Source organism: Streptomyces sp. DH10, from assembly GCF_029813805.1.
Classification (GTDB): Bacteria; Actinomycetota; Actinomycetes; order Streptomycetales; family Streptomycetaceae; genus Streptomyces; species Streptomyces coeruleofuscus.
Genome location: NZ_JARVKU010000006.1, coordinates 353,215 through 370,650, shown reverse-complemented (window position 1 = coordinate 370,650; position 17,436 = coordinate 353,215). Strand labels below are relative to the sequence as shown.

Annotated in this window: 18 protein-coding genes and 1 pseudogene; 6 read left to right on the top strand and 13 right to left on the bottom strand. The window is 68.4% G+C overall.

Annotation, left to right across the window (positions count from 1 at the left end; all coding sequences use genetic code 11):
- The first annotated feature begins 32 nt into the window (after positions 1-32).
- Genes QC385_RS16150 through QC385_RS16130 form a run of 5 tightly spaced genes read left to right on the top strand, consistent with a single transcriptional unit; the run spans position 33 to position 5,126 of the window.
- Positions 33-353 carry a hypothetical protein gene (locus QC385_RS16150; protein WP_279542084.1) on the top strand — a complete coding sequence of 107 codons (321 nt, stop codon included), beginning with the start codon at positions 33-35 and terminating at the stop codon, positions 351-353.
- Positions 353-778 carry a TadE/TadG family type IV pilus assembly protein gene (locus QC385_RS16145; RefSeq protein WP_336621297.1) on the top strand — a complete coding sequence of 142 codons (426 nt, stop codon included), beginning with the start codon at positions 353-355 and terminating at the stop codon, positions 776-778. Before QC385_RS16150 ends, QC385_RS16145 begins: the two co-directional genes overlap by 1 nt.
- Entirely contained in the window at positions 775-1,233 is a 459-nt protein-coding gene (locus tag QC385_RS16140) for a TadE family protein (RefSeq protein ID WP_279541996.1), read from the top strand. Before QC385_RS16145 ends, QC385_RS16140 begins: the two co-directional genes overlap by 4 nt.
- A gap of 3 nt (positions 1,234-1,236) precedes the next feature.
- Positions 1,237-1,689, top strand: a complete 453-nt coding sequence (locus QC385_RS16135; protein WP_279541995.1) for a TadE/TadG family type IV pilus assembly protein — start codon at positions 1,237-1,239, stop codon at positions 1,687-1,689.
- Positions 1,689-5,126 carry a LysM peptidoglycan-binding domain-containing protein gene (locus QC385_RS16130; protein ID WP_279541994.1) on the top strand — a complete coding sequence of 1,146 codons (3,438 nt, stop codon included), beginning with the start codon at positions 1,689-1,691 and terminating at the stop codon, positions 5,124-5,126. Before QC385_RS16135 ends, QC385_RS16130 begins: the two co-directional genes overlap by 1 nt.
- 27 nt (positions 5,127-5,153) lie before the next feature.
- Here QC385_RS16130 and QC385_RS16125 read toward each other — a convergent pair whose 3' ends face one another.
- The 7 genes and pseudogenes from QC385_RS16125 to QC385_RS16095 all read right to left on the bottom strand — a co-directional run bounded on the left by QC385_RS16125 (position 5,154) and on the right by QC385_RS16095 (position 12,570).
- Entirely contained in the window at positions 5,154-5,378 is a 225-nt protein-coding gene (locus QC385_RS16125) for a hypothetical protein (protein WP_279541993.1), read from the bottom strand.
- A complete protein-coding gene (locus QC385_RS16120) occupies positions 5,375-5,593 on the bottom strand; it encodes a hypothetical protein (protein WP_279541992.1) in 219 nt (72 codons plus the stop codon). The genes QC385_RS16125 and QC385_RS16120 overlap by 4 nt, the downstream gene beginning before the upstream one ends.
- 1,362 nt (positions 5,594-6,955) lie before the next feature.
- A pseudogene (locus QC385_RS44040) lies at positions 6,956-7,639 on the bottom strand (DUF2637 domain-containing protein); the annotation flags it as partial.
- 265 nt (positions 7,640-7,904) lie between these two features.
- Positions 7,905-8,810 (bottom strand): ParA family protein, encoded by a 906-nt coding sequence (locus QC385_RS16110; RefSeq protein WP_279541990.1) that lies wholly within the window; start codon positions 8,808-8,810, stop codon positions 7,905-7,907.
- A 95-nt stretch (positions 8,811-8,905) separates the two neighbouring features.
- Positions 8,906-10,294, bottom strand: coding sequence for a ParB/RepB/Spo0J family partition protein (locus QC385_RS16105; protein WP_279541989.1), 1,389 nt, complete (start codon positions 10,292-10,294; stop codon positions 8,906-8,908).
- 784 nt (positions 10,295-11,078) lie between these two features.
- A complete protein-coding gene (locus tag QC385_RS16100; RefSeq protein ID WP_279541988.1) occupies positions 11,079-12,023 on the bottom strand; it encodes a DUF1643 domain-containing protein in 945 nt (314 codons plus the stop codon).
- A 352-nt stretch (positions 12,024-12,375) separates the two neighbouring features.
- On the bottom strand, positions 12,376-12,570 hold the full coding sequence (locus tag QC385_RS16095) for a hypothetical protein (protein ID WP_279541987.1): 195 nt from the start codon (positions 12,568-12,570) through the stop codon (positions 12,376-12,378).
- Positions 12,571-13,186: 616 nt separating this feature from the next.
- Here QC385_RS16095 and QC385_RS16090 point away from each other — a divergent pair.
- The gene (locus QC385_RS16090; RefSeq protein WP_279541986.1) at positions 13,187-14,932 is read left to right on the top strand and encodes a hypothetical protein; all 1,746 of its coding nucleotides are present in this window, start codon (positions 13,187-13,189) and stop codon (positions 14,930-14,932) included.
- Here the strand turns inward: QC385_RS16090 and QC385_RS16085 are convergent.
- The 6 genes from QC385_RS16085 to QC385_RS16060 all read right to left on the bottom strand — a co-directional run bounded on the left by QC385_RS16085 (position 14,876) and on the right by QC385_RS16060 (position 17,251).
- Positions 14,876-15,037 (bottom strand): hypothetical protein, encoded by a 162-nt coding sequence (locus QC385_RS16085; protein ID WP_279541985.1) that lies wholly within the window; start codon positions 15,035-15,037, stop codon positions 14,876-14,878. The two genes, QC385_RS16090 and QC385_RS16085, sit on opposite strands and share 57 nt — an antisense overlap.
- A 116-nt stretch (positions 15,038-15,153) precedes the next feature.
- Entirely contained in the window at positions 15,154-15,501 is a 348-nt protein-coding gene (locus QC385_RS16080; RefSeq protein WP_279541984.1) for a hypothetical protein, read from the bottom strand.
- 73 nt (positions 15,502-15,574) lie between these two features.
- Positions 15,575-15,970: a hypothetical protein gene (locus QC385_RS16075; protein WP_279541983.1), complete on the bottom strand. Its 396-nt coding sequence runs from the start codon at positions 15,968-15,970 to the stop codon at positions 15,575-15,577.
- Positions 15,967-16,119 carry a hypothetical protein gene (locus QC385_RS16070; protein ID WP_279541982.1) on the bottom strand — a complete coding sequence of 51 codons (153 nt, stop codon included), beginning with the start codon at positions 16,117-16,119 and terminating at the stop codon, positions 15,967-15,969. The genes QC385_RS16075 and QC385_RS16070 overlap by 4 nt, the downstream gene beginning before the upstream one ends.
- Positions 16,116-16,616 (bottom strand): hypothetical protein, encoded by a 501-nt coding sequence (locus QC385_RS16065; RefSeq protein WP_279541981.1) that lies wholly within the window; start codon positions 16,614-16,616, stop codon positions 16,116-16,118. Before QC385_RS16065 ends, QC385_RS16070 begins: the two co-directional genes overlap by 4 nt.
- Positions 16,613-17,251, bottom strand: a complete 639-nt coding sequence (locus QC385_RS16060) for a GGDEF domain-containing protein (RefSeq protein ID WP_279541980.1) — start codon at positions 17,249-17,251, stop codon at positions 16,613-16,615. The genes QC385_RS16065 and QC385_RS16060 overlap by 4 nt, the downstream gene beginning before the upstream one ends.
- Between the last annotated feature and the right edge of the window lie 185 nt (positions 17,252-17,436).

Sequence of the window (17,436 nt, the reverse complement as noted above, 5' to 3'; positions counted from 1 at the left end):
AACTCGTTCAACGCTTAAGAGAGGTAAGGAACATGAAGCACACTGCAGCCCGCACCCGCCGTGCTGTGCTCCGGGCGACCACGCACCCGCGCACCGGCTCCTACACTGCGTCCCGCGGACCGGGCCGTGGCCGCCGGGGCGCGCGCACCTGGGGGCGCGCGAATCGTGCGGTCCTCCGGCTGACCACCCGAGTGCAGGAAGGTCTACAGGAGGCCGCCCGTCGACCGGACCGCGGCGACATCAGCACCACCACCGTCATCATCTGGGTGGCCGCCGTCACCGGTGCCGTCCTGATCGCCGGGACCATCGCGGTCGTGATCGCCAAGTACAACGGCCGCCTCAGCGGTCTGTGATGTCGGCTCCTAATCGGCTGAAGTGCTGGTGGCAGGGACGAAGATGGCGCGACGACCGTGGTGACACTGCCATTCAGATGGCGATTGTCTTTCCGTTCGTGCTGCTCGCCACCGTGGCCGTGATCCAGGCCTCGATGTGGTACTACGCACGGCAGATCGCCCTGACCGCTGCCCGCGAGGGCCTCACCGCTGCGCGCGCCTACGAGTCGAGCACGGCCGACGGTGCGGCCCAGGGCCGGGACGTGCTGGGTCGCACCGCTGGTGACAGCCTGCGCGGCTACAGCGTCTCCGTCAGCAGCGACGGGGAGCGGGTGCGGGTTGAGGTCTCCGGCACGGCCCTGTCGATGATCCCGGGCCTGTCGGGCTTGCAGGTCAGCCAGTCGGCGTCCGGCCCGGTGGAGCGCTGGACCGTCCCGGGAGAGTGAACCAAGTGCGATACACGGACAGATGTGCTTGCAGGCTCCGCAGCGATGAGGGCAGCGCCGCGATCGAGGCTGCCATCGTCCTCCCTGCGCTGATCATGTTCATCTGTATGGCTATCGCTGGTGGACGCATCGTCACCTCCGGGGCGAGGATCGACGCGGCAGCTGAGGACGCGGCGCGGGAGGCCTCCATTCACCGCACCGCGGGGGCCGCGCAGAGCGCCGCGCAAGCCGCAGCCGCCGAGTCCCTGAACGACCAGGGCATCAAGTGCGCGTCCACCAGCGTCAACATCAACACGGGCGGTCTGAACGTACAGGTGGGACAGGTCGGGACGGTCACCGCGACCGTGACCTGCACGGTCAATCTCTCCGATCTGCTGCTTCCCGGGATTCCCGGAGCGAAGACGCTCACGTCGACCGCCACCTCGGTTGTGGACCAGTACAGGCAGCGGGGGTGACTGATGGTCTTCCGTTATGCAGGCCTACGGCGAACGCGGCTGGACGACGCCGGAGGCATCACCGTGTTCGTTGCCGTGTGCGTCATCGCGCTGATCGGGATCATCGGCGTCGCCGTCGACGGCGGCAGCAAGATGCGTGCTACGGAACGCGCCGACTACATCGCCGGCGAAGCAGCCCGGGCGGGCGGGCAGGCCATCGATCCCGCCGAGGCCATCAGCGGCACCGCGATCGTCGTGAACCCGCAGGACGCGGCTGCCGCCGCCCAGGCCTACTTGCGCTCCGCCGGCGCCACCGGCACGGTCAGCGTGTCCGGCGACGGCAAGACCCTCACCGTCAACGTCACCGGCTCGTACGACACGAAGTTTCTGTCGGTAGTTGGGATCGGCTCGTTGTCGGTGACCGGTCATGGCAAGGCCACCCTCCTGCATGGCGTCACCGCTCCTGAAGGAAACTGATGCGCACCACCCCCTCCCCCGCCGCGACGGCCGGCCGCACCCTGGCCCGGGTCCTCAAGGCTGTGCTGAGTTTGATCGTCCTGGCCGCCGCGGTCGCCGGGCTGCCGCTGCTGCTGGCGTGGGCCACCCCGGCCATCTGGGGTGCCACCCACGACGACCTCATGCACTTGCTGGACCGGCAGGACACCGGGGCGGTGTTTCTGCTGCTACTCGTCGCCGTGGGCTGGATCGCGTGGGCGCAGTTCGCGTTCTGCGCTGTCCGCGAGCTGATCGCGCAGCTGCGTGGCCGCACCTGGCACGTCCCACGCGGTCTGGGCTCCTCACAGCGGGCCGCAGCTCTTCTGATCGGCAGCATTCTGGTCCTGCTGCCCACGAACTCGGCTCTGGCGTCCGACGCGCAGGCCGCACCAGCCACGACCGCAGCCCTCATCCCCGGCCAGGCACCGCACGCCCCGCAAACCACCGAAGCCGATCAGCCCCCCGCGTCCGCCGCGAGCACCTCGACATCCCCCACGTCGTACACGGTGCGCGAGATGCGGCCCGCCGAGAGCCTGTGGGGCATCGCCGAACGGGAGTTGGGGGACGGCGAACGGTGGCGGGAGATCGCCGCCTTGAACGAGGGCCGGACCATGGTCGATGGCCAAGTCTTCCGCGCGCACAGCTTTCTGCGGCCCGGCTGGCAGCTGGAGATGCCCGATACCGCAGGCGGCGTCCGTACGCAGCTAGGGGATGGCGCCCCGGCTGCCGACGAGAAGGGCGAGCACGTCGTCACGGTCCACTCCGGCGACTCCCTGTCGAAGATCGCGGAGGACGAGCTTGGTGACGGTGACGAGTGGCCTCGCCTGTTCGAGGCCAGCCAGCACAAACCGCAACCGAACGGGCTGCCCGCCATCTCCGACCCGGACGTCATCTACGCGGGACAGCAGGTCACTGTGCCCGGCGCCCAGCCCGACCAGCCGCCCCAAGACCATGACCAAGGTGATGAGTCGGAGAGCCGAGAGACCACTCCCCCGGCCCCGCAGAAGCCCGACGGTGAGCAGACGCCGGGCGGGAGCACAGGGGATGAACAGGCACCCGTGCCCAGCCACACCACTGCTCCCGCACCAGAAGCGTCGGCCCCCAGCAATCAGGAGAGCCGCCCCGCCGAGGACGGGAGGCAGGATCAGGCCTCGCCGTCCGCATCGGCCTCCGCGACGCCCGGTCCGAGCACCAGCGTCTCGCCCTCTGCCGTCTCGCCATCGGCTGAGTCGTCCGGCTCCGCTACCTCGTCACCCGCCGCCACGGCGTCCGAATCCCCGGTGCCGGCCCCGGCCAGCAGCCCGCTGAACCTGCGCACCGTTCTCGGCGCCGGCGCACTCTTGGCCGCCGCGATCACTGGAGCTCTCGCCCTGCGCAGGACGCTGCAGCGCCGGCGCCGCAAGCCCGGCGAGAAGATCGCCATCGCGTCGGAGACGTCCACCGCAGAGGCCAAGTTGGCGGCGGCCGCGGAGCCGGGCGGCGCTGCCCGCCTGGACGTGGCGCTGCGGACCCTGGCCCACCGGGCGGCTGAGAAGGAGGACCCTGCCCTCCTGCCGCCGCTGCGGGCCGCACGGATCGGCGCCCGCGCGGTGGAGGTGCTGCCCGAGGATCTCTCCCAGGAGGCGCAGGCGCCCTTCGTCTCCGGACAGGCCGGTTGGTGGGTCGTGCCCTCTGACGCCGTCCTCTTGGACGAGGAGGCCGCCCGCGAGGTGCCGGCACCGTATCCAGGGCTGGTCACGGTCGGCAGCACGGAGGCGGGTGAGCTTCTGCTGCTCAATCTCGCGCAGTTGCCTGCGCTGCTGCTGGACGGCAACCCTGTCCACATCTCCGAGGTATGCACTTCACTCGCCCTGGAGCTCGGGATGAGCCCGTGGGCGAGTGAAGTCGAGGTCGTGACGATCGGGTTCGGTGAGGACCTGCCGCAGTTGCTGCCAACCGCGCGGATCGCCCACATGCGGCAGGCCGCCCACGCACTGCGCGATCTGTCCGAGCGGCTGCTGGAAGCGCACCAGATGCCCGAGACCCAGCACCAGCCGTATCTGCTGCTGTGCGCGTCGTCTCTGGACGCGGACACGGCCTGGCAGTTCGCCGATGTCATCGACAAGTCCGGCACGGTGCCCGTCACCCTGGTCGCTCCGGCCAGTTCGGCAGCAGCACACTTCCCAGAGGCGGAAATCCTCAACGCCTCACTCAGCGAGCCGCAGAACCTCGACTACGCCGGCATCGACATCACGGTGCAGCGTCTGGAGCACGCCGCCTACGTACAGATCACCACCGCGCTGAAGGTGTCCGGGCAACCGTCCCACCCGGCCGAGGGTCCCTGGCAGGACGTCCCGGACGAGCCCGACACGGTGCATCAGCCGGATCCTCCCGTATCGGAGGAACCCATCGCGCCCACGTCCGCTACCCCGAGCCCTTCGTTGGCAGCGGACGTGGGCGGCGAAGTGTTCCCTGCTCTGCTCGCCGCCAGCTCCGATCCCGCTGGACTTCGTCTCCTGCCCACGACGTCGGCTCAGGCTGACACCCGGCCAGGCCCAGACACCAAATCAGCGCCCCCGGACCCCGAGCCCGTGGCGGCCGCGGACACCACGGGAGAAGAGGCCGCGGAGGGTGACGACCGCGAGGACTCCGCCGAGGAACGCAAGGAGGAGTGCGAGGCGCAGGACCTGCACGCGCCGGAAATCCGGGTCCTGGGCCCGGTCGAGGTGACCGGCGTGGACAGCACTGGCCACGGCCCGCGGATGGCGCAACTCGCCGCCTTGTTGTTCTTCCGGCCCGGGCGGAGCGCCGACGCCCTGTGTTCAGACATGGATCCGGTCAGCCCTTGGTCGCTAAGCACCCTCAACGCCCGAATGCAGGGCCTGCGTCGCTCTTTGGGGAACGACCCGGCCGGCGACCCCTACGTGCCGCGCCGCAAGACCGGCGAGAGTCCCTACCGGCTCTCCCCCGGCGTGCGCTGCGACTGGACACGCTTCCTTCAACTCGTCGAGCGTGCCCTGCCGCTGGGGCCGGCTGGCCTGACCGATCTGGAGAGGGCGCTCACTTTGGTTCGGGGCCGGCCGTTCGGCGGCAAGCCCCTGCCCTGGGCCGAGCCGTACCAGCAGGAAATGATCACGCGCATCATCGACGTCGCGCATACCGTGGCCACTTACCGCACGCCGGCGGGTCCGCACCACGACCTCAGCGCGGCCCGGCAGGCCGTCGCGACCGGCCTCGACGTCGACGATACTGCGGAACTGCTGTATCGCGACTGGTGCAGAATTGAGGCTGCGGCAGGCAACCGTCAGGGACTGCACACCGCCATCACCCGCGTCCAACAGGTCAATCGGGCGCTCGACTGCTCGCTGGAGACGGAGACCGAGCAGCTCATCAGCGAGCTCCTCAACGGCCCGGGTCCGGCGGCACGCAAGGCCCTCTAGCTGATGTGAGCGCAGATGCTCGGCGCGTCACTTCTGGCGGGGGGCGACGTCGCGGGCTGCGTACGCGAGGAGTTCCTTGGCGGCGGCCTCGTTGGAGGCGGGAGGGCGTGCACGCCACTCGGACAGGGTGTCGCGGACGGTGTGCGCAACAGCCTCCGCGTGCTGCACCAGGTCGTCGTCGAGGGTCGTCACGTCGCCGCTCTCTGTGCGGCCCGTGACGACGATGGGGCCGGCCAGTGGGTACAGGGTCATGCCGCGCCACGCACTCGCAGGGCCCATGCGGCCAGGTTCTGGGGAAGACCGAGATACTGGCCGTTGCCGTGGATGTGCAGAACGGCCCGCCGGTGGTAGACCCCGTGGTCGACGGCATCGGATCCGAGGTGCTCCTGGATCGCGGACTGCGCATCGGCGGCGGGCAAGTTGAGGTCTGTGACGGTGGCGTCCGGGTCGATGCGCAGGGCGTGCATCTGGTCCTCCTTGTCGGTTCAGGGGCGGGGCTGCGCAATACGCAGGGATGCGATACGCCAGGCTGCGCAATGATCACAATGCCTGCGCAATGCCGCTGATCAGGGATTTCTTCTCATTGCGCAGGCTGGCGAGTGTGGCCTGAGCTAATGCGCAACCGGTGCGTGGTGGCGGACTTACTGCTGCGCGTCGGCGTGGTGGCGGCCGAGGGCCTGCCAGCGCCGCTCGAAGTCGACGGCCTGCTCGGCGAGGTAGTCGGCCTTGAGGGGCTTGTTGTACTGCGCAGTGATTCCTTGGGCTGCGCACTCCTGCGCAACGGCGTCGAGTGACGGCACATCGCTGCGCACCCGCTGCTCGGCCCAGATGTTGTACACGCGAAACGGCAGGAGGTAGCGGCGCAGGGTGGCTGGGCTGACCGGCTTGTCACCACGGCCGCGCATTCCCTTGCTGGCCAAGTAGGCGGACAGTTCCTCGGCCTCCCGCGTTGAGGACTGCGGTTCGCCTCCGTTCTGTGTCTGGTACTCCATCCACGCTAGGTAGTAGCGGTCGACGGTGGTCAAGCCGACAGGCCCGTCCGGTGTGCCGCCTTCTTCCGGTAGCTCGTCATCGATGGCGGCGTTCACCCGCGGGGTGCGCTGCTCCTTGGCGGCTTGTGCGCCCGCGCCGGCGGGCGCCGTCTCGGGCTCCCCCTCCGGGAGAACCTCTGCAGCGACATGCTCACCAGGGTCCGCGGCAGTCTCATCCGGGGGTGGTTCGCTGCTGCCGAGTTCGTGCGCCTGGAAGCTCGTGACGAAGGCTGCCAAGTCGTCACCCGTGATGGGACGGCCGCCGTCTCCGGTGATGGAGTCTCGCTCGTACACGTACGCGGCGAGGGCGGCGGCGTCCGGGTACGCGCCGTGCTCCTGCGCGTAGGTACGCCAGGCGCTGTGGAAGTAGTCGTACCACTGGTCGACTGGCTCGGCTTCGTCGGTGGCGGCGGACTCTTGGGTATCGAGCGCGTAGCGCGCCTGGAGGACTTGGAGCAGCGGCTGCACCTGGTCCTCGGAGAGCGGGTCACCGGATCCCGTGGAGATGCCATAGGTGTCGCGGAGCCAGTAGGCCCACTGCGTGGGGGTCGGCTCAGCCTGGAACTGGGTGAGGAATGCCTGGTATGCCCCGGCGAACCGCTCGGCGGCTTCCGCGGTCGATTCCTGCGGATCCTCCGGCAGCTCAGTCCCCGGAGTTGAGACCGGAGCCTGGACTGGTTCCGCCTCTGCGCTCTCCAGCTCGGCCGCTGGCTGCTCGTGCTCGGCCGCGGCGTCGAGTACGGAGTCTTCCGGCCGCGTGGGGGCGGAGACCCGCTCGAGGGTGAACTGGATCGGCGGCTCCTCGATTCCGGCTGCGGCGAGACCGGCAGGCGCGGTCTCGGCGAGCGGGACGCCGTAGCGGGCCAGTCGCAGCGGCATCAACGCCTCGACGGGCGCCCTGCGCCGCCACCCGCGGCCGAAGCGGGAGCGGAGAGCTGCCTGGTAGACGAGACGTTCCTGCTCCAGCTTGATGACCTGCTCGTAGGAGCGGAGCTCCCAGAGCTTCATACGTCGCCAGAGCAGGAACGTGGGCAGAGGCGAGAGGATCCAGCGGGTGAGGCGCACACCCTCCATATGCTTGTCGGCCGTGACGTCCGCGATGCGGCCGATCGCATGCCGGGCCGCCTCAACGGAAACCACGAACAGAACCGGAATGACGGCGTGCATGCCCACGCCCAGCGGATCCGGCCAGGCCGCCGCGCCGTTGAAGGCGATCGTCGCCGCCGTCAGCAGCCACGCCGTCTGGCGAAGAAGGGGGAACGGGATGCGGATCCAGGTCAACAGGAGATCGAGGGCGAGCAGGACACAGATCCCTGCGTCGATGCCGATCGGGAAGACGTAGGAGAAGTTCCCGAAGCCCTTCTGGACAGCCAGCTCACGGACGGCCGCGTACGAGCCCGCGAAACCGATACCGGCGATGATGACGGCCCCAAACACGACCACGCCGATGAGGACCCGATGCGCTCGGGTCAGCTGGGGTATCTCGCCCTTCCCCGCAGCCACGTCCCACTCCCCTATCCAAGCCTCACAACTGAGCTGTTCTCACACTCCCACGATGTGCTGCAGGTTGTGGCCCTTCGGGATCGGCTTGGGGCGGATCGTCTGCGAAAAGTGATCATTGAGGACCATCTACGGCGGGATGCATGGGGTAGCCCTGGGCCATGCCGTCTTGCATGTGGACAGCAGTGCGGCGCCTGTCCGAGGAGGAGCCAGGCGCCGCGTGCACGGTATTCCGTCGGAATACGCTTCATCGCTTCCGAGTCGAGTTGAGCCGTTGGATGCCAAGAGCGTCCGCGACAGCAGCGATGTCCTGGAGTGCCTCGTTGCGGGGATCGAGGAATCGCAGCGGGCGCTGGGTGACGATGGTGTCCTTGAAGCGTTGCTTGCGTCGGATGATGGGCAGCAGCTTGTGGTTCCAGTCCGGGTTGCTGCGGATGGCCTTGATGGCGTCGTCTGCGACGGCTCCGCCGCTGCGCCGGATGTTGCCCTGGGCGTCCAGGGGGATGTTGGTGGCAAGGATGTGCTGAACCTCGGTTTTGAATCCGAAGCGGCGGAACTTGCGAGCTCCCTTGTCCAGGGTGTCTTCGAGGTCTTGCAGGCCGATGATGTACTTGAACTCATCGGCGACGCATCCGATGACCTCCGGGCCGACCATGGCGATCGACAGCAGAAGGATTCCAAGTGTCGGGCCGCAGTCGAAGAACAAGATGCTCCAGCGTCCTTCGGGCAGCTGCTCGTCCAGGACGTTCTGCAGCCACAGCACACCGGCCGGGTCGAGGCCGAGGTTGACTTCCGCATCCGCCATCTCTGGTGTTCCAAGGATGAGGTCGAGGTTGGGGATACGGCGGAACGCGCTGTCGTCTTCACCTTCACCGATGCGGTAGCGAGCCGGGACGACTGCTTCCTCGAGACGGTGCTTTCCCTGCAGAACATCGAAGATGGTCGGCTGACCCTCGGGTGGGTCCTGGTAGCCGAGGATGTGCGATGCGGTGCGCTGGGGGTCGAAGTCTGCGACGGCTACAGAGTGCCCTCGTCCGGCTGCTTCAACGGCGAGGTTGATGACGTCTTGCGTCTTGCCGGCGCCACCGGCGATGACGGAGCAGGCAAAGATGCGCGGCCCTTCGGGCGCGCTCGTGGTCTTGGAAGTTGGCAAGGGTTCTCCTGAGGATCGTGCTGGGGCGCCCTCGTATTCCGTCGGAATATTGCGATCGCTGGGTCAGCAATATTCCGACGGAATACGGGCCTGCCTCACTTGCCGCCGAGGCGGTCCAGCTCCCAGTCGGTGGGCTGATAGTTGACGGCGGACTTGAGGTGGGCGAGGTAGTCACGGTCCCGGGCGTCCCAGGGGCGGCTGATGTCGGAGGCACGCTGCTCGGCGACGGCCAGGGCGACGGCCAGGGCGACGTGAGCGGTCAGCTTCGCGTCGCCGGATGCGGACACCTCGGCGAAGTACTTGTCCGCGCTCTCTGCATCGGGCCCGATGGGCTTGGCGGTTGACCGCAGCCACTCGTGAGCCACCTCGCGAGCGGACTTGCTCGGGGCCTCGAGAAGGGCAGGGGCCAGGAGGCGCAGAGTCTCTCGGGGGTTCGAGGGGACTCCCAGCTCCAGGACGGTGCGGCACGCCTGCACCCGCAGTCGTGCCGCTTCGGCGCTGTGATCGGGTTCCGGCTCGTTCCGCGTCTCGGGGTTGGTCTGCTCAGTCGGCTGTTTGGAGGCGTCGTGATCAGAGCCGGTTGGCTTGGCCTCTTCTTTGGAGTCTGCTGGCGGAGCTCCCTCGAGTGCTTGGTCGTCCGGGGAGTTCGTCTTCTGCGGCGGGACGGCGCGAGTCTGCTTCCCCCTGGGCGCGGGTTTGGCCTTCTGCTTGGGTGTCGTTGGGGTCGGGGGTGTCAGCACCCTCGCGGCGGCGAAGACGGCTTTGATGCCCTCCGCCTCCATGATCTTCCAGGCTTCGAGGCGTTGCTCTGTGGTCTCAAGCCGGTCGAGCAGCACCTCAGCCTCGCTTACTACGAGACCGTTCATCACCGCTGTCTGGACTTCCTGAGGAAGCTTCAGCAGCTTGAGACGCCGGGAGATGTGCGGCTGCTTCGTGCCAGTCTGCGCAGCGACCTCCGCCTGCGTCATACCGTCGCTGAGCGCACCCTGGAACGCGATCGCTTGCTCGATCGCGTTGAGGGGGACTCGGCGCATGTTCTCGGGAAGCCCCAGAATGCGTGCCCGCGGGATCTTCGAGTTGGTGATCTTGCAGGGCGCTACGTCCTTGCCAGCACGCGCGAGCCCGAGCTTGCGGTTGTGCCCGATGAGGATGACGAAGTCACCCTCAGGAACGGAGCCGAGTGCCTCCTCCAGAGCGGGGAGGAACTCCGGCTGCTTGTCGGCGAGCCGCTCGCGCCAGTACTCCAGGAACGGCCCTACCTCTGCGACCGACAGATCCTGCAGGAGTCCGTCTTCCGCATCGATGGACTCCCGCAGCTCCTCGATGTCCTCGTCTCGGAAGACAAGGCGAGGGTTGAAGGGGTTGGAGTGGAGTTGCTCAAGCGGGATCTCGACGATCTCTGTAGCGTCGGGGTCATCCCAGATGCTGCGCTTCTTCTTCCGGCTTCCGAAGGTCATCGTGGGCCCGGAGGCTCCAGCGGCCATGAAGGGTGCTCCTGAGGGAATCGTTGCGGACTGACGGGAGCCTAGCGGGCCTCAGTCCGCTCTCCGCCGGACGGGGCTGTATTCCGTCGGAATATCCGAGGCAGGATCCTGCCCATTCACCGCTTTTGCGGTGTTCGTCCAGCGGTCAGCCATACTGACCGCTGGGCTGTTGGGTGCTCGGGTATTCCGTCGGAATACCCGAGCACCCAACGGTGAGGACACCGCATCGGCCGACGACTCTGGACCTCCGGCCTCGGCTACGCCGGACAGCACGGTATGCGCTGGATCTCAGCTCCAAGCAGGTCGATCGGGCTCAGCGTCTGGCAGTTCACACGAACGAGGTCCCCGCTAGGGGGCGTCAGCCGCCTGTCACGTTCCGCGAGCCTTGTTCGAGACGGTGGAGGTCGGTGGTCTTGGGGCCCGGCGAGGAGCTGGGGGAGTCGGCGAGGAGGCCAGTGGTGCCGACAGGCGGGTGAGTGGGCAGGCGTGGCCCGGGTCTACATCCAGGTGTTGGGGAGGGCGCCGGGTGTGTCGTGTGGCCCGCTGCGGAAGGGGTTTCACCCGCAAGGGACTCTCCGTGCGCTGATGTTGCCGAAGCCACGGTGGGGGTTCCTCTCGCGGCCGGGGCGAGCGGGCCCTTTCCGTCGTAAAGATCAGCCGTGAAATACGAAGCGCCCGCACCCTGGAGGCTGGTCCAGGGTGCGGGGCTCTTCGTGGCGCGGATCGACCGGAGGACTGCGGGGTGCAGGGGCAGGGCGAGGCACGCGGGGCGTGTGGTCGTTGCTCATTCGGAGATGGCCTCGCTGTGCATTGCGTCGTACATGGTGCCGGCCGCCCGCCAGATGGAACTCGCCCGTTCATGCCCCTCTTGTGCGTGGAGACGTGCCCACAGATCGGGGAAGTCGTGCCCCATCAGCGTGCTCGGTTCTTCCTCGTCCATCCGGCTGGCGAGCTGGAAGGGATCTGTCGGGACGTAGGGATTCTGGTAGGTGAGGTCCGGCCGGTACGGCTGAACGGTCACGGTGGTGCCGGCCACGTGCTGGGTGCTGTGCATCTGGAGGAGCAGGCTGCTCGCGGCCGAGGTCGCCTGGTGCGGATAGGCGTAGGGGCCCAGCCGGATGTCCGGGAGGCCAGGGCGCATGATGACCACGGCCAGCGCCGTGCGGGGCTCGCTCTGCCACGGTGAGGTGGGCGGGACGTGGTTGCTCGGCGGTGTCCATCGGGCAGGTTTCCGGGCCTTGCTCAGCCTGAGCGGGTGGTGGGGCTGTCCCAGTCTGGTGACCGCGAGGGCGCTGAGTCGGTGCATGTGAGGCAGCGCGAGGGCTGCGGAGATGCGGTTCGGTCGGGCGTGGGTGCCCCATCCGCCGACGAGGGGCCCGCCTGAGTCCTCGGCGGTGGCGGCCGCGGCGTATAGGAAGGCGTCGTTCTCGGGGCCCACCGGGTCATCGACCGTCCGTAACTCGATCGGCTTGGTCGCGCGCCAGGCGTACAGGTTGACGATGAGCAGGGCGCCGCAGCCCCAGCTCCGGGCGTAGCGGATGCAGTGCCGGCTGGTGGGATCTTCGCTGGCGCCGTCGGCGGTGCTGGGGTTCAGTAGTACGAACACGGCGGTGGGGCCGGTGTTCTCCCATTGCCGCACCAGGAGGTATCGGTACTGGCCGCAGTCGGAGATGACTGTGGCGCGCCGTATCTCAGGGGCCGCGACGGGGGTCTGTTCAAGGGATTCCATGGCTGTCCGTTCGTACGGCGGGTGTTCGCGGAGGGGCCGCGGTTTGGGTGCGCCGGTGTGCCGAAGTCTGTTGACAGGAGTCAAGGGCGGCCGGGCGCGAGGGGTTGGGGCGGGATAGGGCCGGGGTGGTTCCCGTGGTGCGCTCGTTTGCATCACGGGGCCGGCTCTTCGGTGACCGGCCCGTGTTCGGCGACGAGGACGCGCCACCGGATCCAGTGCGAGCCCGTGCATGTCCAGCGGGTCGGGCCGCGGGTCCACAGGCGTCCATCACGGTCTCGTACGGCGCGCACACCGACGGGTGCCTGGAAAGAGCCGGGCCCGTCCGGGCGCCAGGTGCGGGTGGCTGTGGTGGTCACTGGATGTGTGCGGTGGCCTCTTGCTGCGCCGCTCCCCCAGCGGCCAGCAACCGTTCGACTGTGGGCTCGTCGACGCACAGGGCGTAGGCGATGTCGTCTCGGGTCCAGTTTCTCGCGGCGTACTCGCGGGCCAGGGCCGCCCAGGCGGCGGGGCGGTCGCCGGGTTCGATGTAGTCGGTGCTGTCGAGCATTGCTGCCTCCCTGAAGGCAGGTCGTCGATGGGTACGGCAGTGTCCTTGTTCGGTCGGTGGGCCGTCTGCATGGGTGTGCTGCCCGTCCCTCGCTCCCGGCGAGACGGCTGGGCAGTCTTTACGCTGTAAAGGCGGAGGGGAGATCGTCCCTGGTCCGCGAGCGGCTGTGCAGGAGATGAGCCGAGGGCGGGTCTCAACGTAGAGGAGCCCCGCAGCCGCTCCAGGGTTACGTGGGCGGCCGCGGGGCTTTGCTGCTCGTGCCGCTTACACGCCTGGATTGGATGCGGCGAGCAGGTCGTGTCCGTACGCCTGCATCCACGCCGTGCAGAGGTCGTGGTCAGGGTTGGCCGGGCCGGTGGGCCAGATGCGGCGCCAGGTCGGACGTCGGCCTTCCATGGCGACCTGGTCGATGCGGTCGTGGTCGTCGCAGTTGCCCGCAGGCCAGTGCTCGAAGAGGATCAGCGGGCCGGGGAAGCAGGTGGTGAGTTCCGTCCAGATCTCGCCCGCACTGTTGGTCGTGGAGGCTCCTTCTCTGAACTAGGCCCCGCGAAATGCCCGCGCTGTGTGTCAGAGGGGAGGGCTAAGGTGACTTGGAGTAGCGCCTTAGGGAGGCCCGGTGGCAGACGACGTAGACGGCCAGAAGGACGGCGAAGCGAAGCCCTCTGCCCAGAAGGCGCTGCCGGTCGGCCCGAAACTTTCCCGAGTTGGCCAACCGGCGGCCGCTGCGGTTGCAAAGCTGATCGCTGAGCGCAATGAGATGTTGAGCGGCCTGCGGGCGGTGCAGGGCTTCTCCCTGAACTCGACGGTCACCAAGAGCCTGGCTTCCAGCAACGACATCCTGGGCCTGTCCAAGTACAACCTCGCGGCAGAGTCCCTGACGTCGTCCGTCGCGAAGAGCGTCGCCGCTCACCAACGCCAGCTCGACGACATCCGCAAGCAGATGGTGCAGGGCTTCTCCCTGAACTCGACGGTCACCAAAAGCCTGGCCTCCAGCAACGACATCCTGGGCCTGTCCAAGTACAACCTCGCGGCAGAGTCCCTGACGTCGTCCGTCGCGAAGAGCGTCGCCGCTCACCAACGCCAGCTCGACGACATCCGCAAGCAGATCACTGCCGCGCAGACCATGTCCCTGACTTCGACGGTCGCCAATGCCCTGGCCTCCCGATCCGAGTGGATCAACGGCATCGGCAAGCAGATGGAGGCCGCGCGAGTCAGCGTTCTTGAAGAGCTGACCATCCAAGCGTCGGAGTCTGCGAAGTTGTCCTCTTTCGCCAGCGCTGCGGCAGAGGCGTCTTGGCGATACGGCCGGTGGACATCCCTTGCCCAGATCGCCTTGGAGACCGTTGACTTGCAGCTCGGCAGGTCGAGTGCAGTTGCTCGATCCTTGGCGGAGTCAGTGGCGGTCACGAACCTGCGTGGTTTGGATCGGTATACCCCTGCGTCTGCCCGGCTGGCGCAGTTCACGGCGACGTCGCGCCTGGCAGAACACGCCCTCGGTGCCGGTGCCCTGACGAGTTGGCGAGCTTCGTTGGAGGCAAATCGGCGTATCGCCCTGTCTCGCAGGGCGGGTCCGTCCGTGGAGATGGAACGCCTTGCCCAGGTCGTGAAGCGTCAGGCGGACCTCACGTCCTGGGTTGTGCGTCAGGATTCGGGGCACGCGCTTCTGAGCGACCTCAGCGGTCGACCAGTGCTCAAGTGGCGTGACCGACTTGCCGAGACGCTGCCTGCTGAAGACGCGCCCATTTCCGATGCTGTTGTAGTCGCTGGACAGGCAACTCTCGGTCTGGTCGGTGGTGACCTTCTCACCTCCGTAGCGCCGGATGACGAGCTGTCCGAGGAAGTAGCGACTCGTGTCGAAGAGCAGATCCTTGATCCGTGGGAGATGGCTCGCGTCGATGTGTTCCGGGACCTGTATGTAGCCCTCGGCTCCTTCGATTCAACGGTGCCCGAACTTCTGCAGGGTGCCTGGGACGATGTCCGCCGAGCAGGTCCCGCCGCCGCGGTGAAGGCCGCCAATTGCGTCATTGAGGTTGTCGACCGGACGTTCCGCTCGGCGGCCCCGGACGAGAAGGTTCGGGCATGGCACCAGGCGGAGAATCGCCCGAAGGCTGAGTGGGAGGGGCAGGACCGGCCGCCGCATGCTCTGCGCGCGAAGTATCTAGCGCGGAACCTCGGTGAAGACCGGGCTCTTGTGGAAGCTCAAGCCGACGCCTTCGCCGCCATGTCGCGGCGGATCCGCGGGCCGGTGCAGAAGATCAAGCATGCCTCGCGGGGCGACCTTGCGAGAGTGAAGACGCTACTGCTCTCAGCCGAGTACCTGCTCGTTGCCCTCCTCCTGGGAGACGACGCCCAGAGTCAGTGAGGTGAACAGGCTGGCTTGGTGGGGCTGGACGGCCTGCTGCCCCTGCTGGTGGCCGATGGCCTGAGCCCGTACGGGGCGTGGGATCACGGTACGAGGGCTGGGCATTGCGCTCCTTGCTTCAGGTCGGCCGCCGCTCCGGAGGTGGAGGCGGCGGCGATCGTGTGTGTGGCAGCCGGGGCGGCCGGGCTCGGAGGTCAACGGCCGCCCCGGGCCGATCCGGGTTATGCGCGGGTGAGAGAGCTGCGGCGGCCGCGGTGTTGCTGGCCGAGGGTGCGCTCGGCATCAGCGATGCGCTGCCTGGCTCGGGCCTGGGCCTCGAAGCGGGCTTCGAGGGGCGCGCACTGCTCGCAGGGCAGCTCGCGGCGCGCCCGGTGGCAGCCGAAGCCCTCGACGGTGCCGTGCGGGGCAGGCACGTTGTGCAGGGCGGCGAGGCGGTAGAGGTCGTCGGGCGCGATCTCGGTGCGCAGCCTGATGTCGTCGGCGGAGAACCCATCGGCCAGAAGGTCAAGGGCGAGGGCCTCGGCGGTGGTGAGGGCCGGCGGATGTGCAGGGGAGGCAGATATCGCCATCGGGAAGTCCTTCGGTTCACAGGGGTACGTGCGGGCAGGCCGCAGCGGGCCTGCCCGCGCGGGGTTCGGTTGTTCAGTGCTCGGTCGGTCCGCTGGCGCGGACGAGGCGAAGTGCCGGGCGCTGCGGGAGTGAAGGCGCCGGGTCGGCGAAGGCCTCGTGCTCCGGGTTATCGGGCTGAACCGTGAGCACGACCAGGCGCAGGGGCGTGGTCGGCTGGTCGGGCAGCGAGAGGTAGCCGGTGACCTTGAGCGGGGCTCCGGGCGGGAGCGCGGCGACATCCGCCGCGTAGAAGGGATCGGCCAGGGAGCAGGGGAGGACCGCTTCGCGGACGTCGTGTTCCTGCGGGGTGAGCTCCTGGCCGTCGTCGCCCTCGGGTGCGAGCAGCAGGCGGAATCGGGCCTGGCCGTCGTCGAGGACGGCTTGCTCGGCGAGCGCGCCAGTGAGCGTGATCTCAGGAGTGGTGTTCATCGGGGTCCCTCCTTCTCCTTGGCGAGGGGTTCGCGGATCTGGTCGCGCTTGTCGCCGACGGCCGCCGTGAGGGCGGCGCGCAGGGCAGCTGCGGTGAGCTGGTAGCCGGCGATGGGGTAGAGGGCGCAGGCGTACGCGATGTCGATCACGTGATGCCTCCTGTCTCACCGGAGGCGGTGGGGTGTTCGTAGGCGTGGATGAGGTCGCTGATCTCCGACGGGTCATCGGTCACGCCGACCTGCTCGCCGCTCTCGTGCCACACGTGGATGAGGCCGTCGGGCTCGTAGAGGGTCACGTAAGAGCCGTAGCGCTCGATGAACGGTGTGACGTCCTCGTCTGTGGGGTCGGTGAGCAGCGTGGGGTGGAGGACGTCGATCGTGTGGACCTCCAGCCACATGGCGCCGTCCGGTGTCTGGGGGAGCCGGAGGTGGCCCGTGACCCGGAGCAGGTCTCCCCGCTTGCGTTCGGGCAGGACGGAGGCGGCCAGGACCGGGTTGTCCACGACGCAGGGCAGCACGGCATCGTCGACGCGGTCCTCGTCCGCCGCCAGATGGATGCGGAAGCGGGCGATGTCATCCCGTGTGCCGGGCAAGGTCTCCTCGTCGAGGAAGCCCTCCAGGATCACGTTGTTGTCCTGTGAGTTCATCGGCTTGCCCCTTCTGCCGGCTGGACGCTCGCTTCGGTGCCGTGGGCCGCGGTGGTGCGGCGCGGGGCGCGGTGGCCCTGTCCGCCTCGGGCCTTCTTGACTGCGTACATGGCCTCGTCCACGCGCTTGAGCACGGTGGATGCGGACGGCTGCTCCAGGTCCGCGATCGCGACGATGCCGATGGAGGCGGTGACAATGAGGGGGCCGCCGGGCCACGGCACGGGCTGGGCGAGCTCGTGGGCCAGGCCGTCGGTGAAGGTCGCCACGTCGTTGTCGTTGAGGGTGAGGGTGGCGACGAACTCGTCTCCGCCGAGGCGCGCGCACTCGGTGTGCCGTCCGCCGTGTTGGGCGGTGAAGTCGGCCAGGCGCGCGCCGGTTGCCCGCAGGACGGCGTCGCCGGCCGGGTGGCCGAAGGTGTCGTTGACCGGCTTGAAGCCGTCCAGGTCGAGCATGAGCGCGTGGGTGGCCTGGTGCCGGCGTATCAGCCGGTCCGTGCGCCGCATCCAGGGCATGCGGGTCCACAGGCGGCTGAGCGGGTCGCGGCGTGCGGCGTGCAGTTTGTGGCCCAGCAGTCCGGCGGTCAGGGCCCAGCCTGCGGTGGGGAGGGCGGCGGCGGTGATGACCTCGGTGATCACGTGGTCACCTCGTCCGGGTCGACGGCGCGGACGACGGCGAAGCAGTCGTCGGTGAGAGAGAAGTGGACGTGGGCGCCGTCCCCGAGGCGAATGGCGGCCATCCTTGCGGCGGCGTCGGCGCGCGGCTGGCCTCCGCCGTAGGAGTCGAGACACGGCGGCCGCCGCAGGTCTTGCACCCGGGCGCG

Excerpts from the sequence above, each read along its gene's own strand:
- QC385_RS16150 (WP_279542084.1), top strand. The coding sequence starts at position 33 with ATGAAGCACACTGCAGCCCGCACCCGCCGTGCTGTGCTCCGGGCGACC.
- QC385_RS16145 (WP_336621297.1), top strand. The coding sequence starts at position 353 with ATGTCGGCTCCTAATCGGCTGAAGTGCTGGTGGCAGGGACGAAGATGG.
- QC385_RS16135 (WP_279541995.1), top strand. The coding sequence starts at position 1,237 with ATGGTCTTCCGTTATGCAGGCCTACGGCGAACGCGGCTGGACGACGCC.
- QC385_RS16130 (WP_279541994.1), top strand. The coding sequence starts at position 1,689 with ATGCGCACCACCCCCTCCCCCGCCGCGACGGCCGGCCGCACCCTGGCC.
- QC385_RS16125 (WP_279541993.1), bottom strand. The coding sequence starts at position 5,378 with ATGACCCTGTACCCACTGGCCGGCCCCATCGTCGTCACGGGCCGCACA.
- QC385_RS16120 (WP_279541992.1), bottom strand. The coding sequence starts at position 5,593 with ATGCACGCCCTGCGCATCGACCCGGACGCCACCGTCACAGACCTCAAC.
- QC385_RS16105 (WP_279541989.1), bottom strand. The coding sequence starts at position 10,294 with ATGGCCGCTGGAGCCTCCGGGCCCACGATGACCTTCGGAAGCCGGAAG.
- QC385_RS16100 (WP_279541988.1), bottom strand. The coding sequence starts at position 12,023 with ATGGAATCCCTTGAACAGACCCCCGTCGCGGCCCCTGAGATACGGCGC.
- QC385_RS16095 (WP_279541987.1), bottom strand. The coding sequence starts at position 12,570 with ATGCTCGACAGCACCGACTACATCGAACCCGGCGACCGCCCCGCCGCC.
- QC385_RS16085 (WP_279541985.1), bottom strand. The coding sequence starts at position 15,037 with ATGCCCAGCCCTCGTACCGTGATCCCACGCCCCGTACGGGCTCAGGCC.
- QC385_RS16080 (WP_279541984.1), bottom strand. The coding sequence starts at position 15,501 with ATGGCGATATCTGCCTCCCCTGCACATCCGCCGGCCCTCACCACCGCC.
- QC385_RS16075 (WP_279541983.1), bottom strand. The coding sequence starts at position 15,970 with ATGAACACCACTCCTGAGATCACGCTCACTGGCGCGCTCGCCGAGCAA.
- QC385_RS16065 (WP_279541981.1), bottom strand. The coding sequence starts at position 16,616 with ATGAACTCACAGGACAACAACGTGATCCTGGAGGGCTTCCTCGACGAG.